This is a genomic window from Kineococcus vitellinus (genome assembly GCF_009906315.1).
In the GTDB taxonomy this organism is placed as follows: domain Bacteria; phylum Actinomycetota; class Actinomycetes; order Actinomycetales; family Kineococcaceae; genus Kineococcus; species Kineococcus vitellinus.
In genome coordinates this window covers 1-843 of record NZ_JAAALL010000601.1, presented here as the reverse complement: position 1 = coordinate 843, position 843 = coordinate 1, and the positions used below count along the sequence as shown (strand labels likewise).

Here is an 843-nt window from a genome sequence, read left to right as displayed (position 1 = left end):
ACCCCGCCCACCGCCGCGGTGCGGCTGCGCCGCGGTCGCGGACCGCTCGCGGTGGCCGCCGGCGCGGCCGCGGTGCTGGCGGCCACGACGCTGACGGCCGCGGCGACCTGGCTGCTGGTCACCGCGGCGGGCCGCCCCCCGGTGCTGACGCTGTCGGTGGCCGCGGTCCTGGTGCGCGCCAGCGCCACCGCCCGCCCGCTGCTGGTCTACGCCGAGCGCCTGCTCAGCCACGACAGCGCCTTCGCGCGGCTGGCCCGGTGGCGCTCCGAGGTCGTCGCCGCGCTCGTGCCGCGCCTGCCGGGTCCGCTGCTGCGCGAGCGCTCCGGCCGCTCCGGGGAGCTGCTCGTGCAGCTGGTCGAGGACGTCGACGCCCGGGTGGACGGGCTGCTGCGCTTCCGCCACCCGGTGGCCGTGACGCTCGTCGCGCTGCTCGCGGCGGCGCTCGCCGCGGCGGCCGCCGCACCGTGGTTCCCGCTGGCCGCGCTGCCCGGCCTGCTCCTGGCCGTGCTCGCCGCCCCGGCGCTCGCGGCCCGCGCCGAGCGCCGCCAGGGCGCGCACCGCGAGCAGGTGGGCGCCCTGGCCGCCGCCACGGTCGAGGTGCTCGGGGCCGTGGAGGACCTGGCCACGCTGCGCCCGGCGCGGCCGCTGGAGGTCGTGGAGGCCCGGCAGGCTGCGCTGGCCCGCGCCGAGCGCGCCCGGGCGGCCGCCGCGGCGTGGACGGCGGCGCTGCACGTGCTCGGCGCCGCGGCCGTGACCCTCGCGCTGGCCGCCACCGCCGGTGCGCTCGCCGCGCCGGCGGGAGGGGGCACCGGGGTGGCGACGGCCTGGGCGGCGGCCGTGGTG

1 pseudogene is annotated in these 843 nt (G+C 82.8%); it reads left to right on the top strand.

What is annotated here, in order from left to right:
• Positions 1 to 843 (top strand): annotated as a pseudogene (locus tag GTQ99_RS23660) (thiol reductant ABC exporter subunit CydC); the annotation flags it as partial.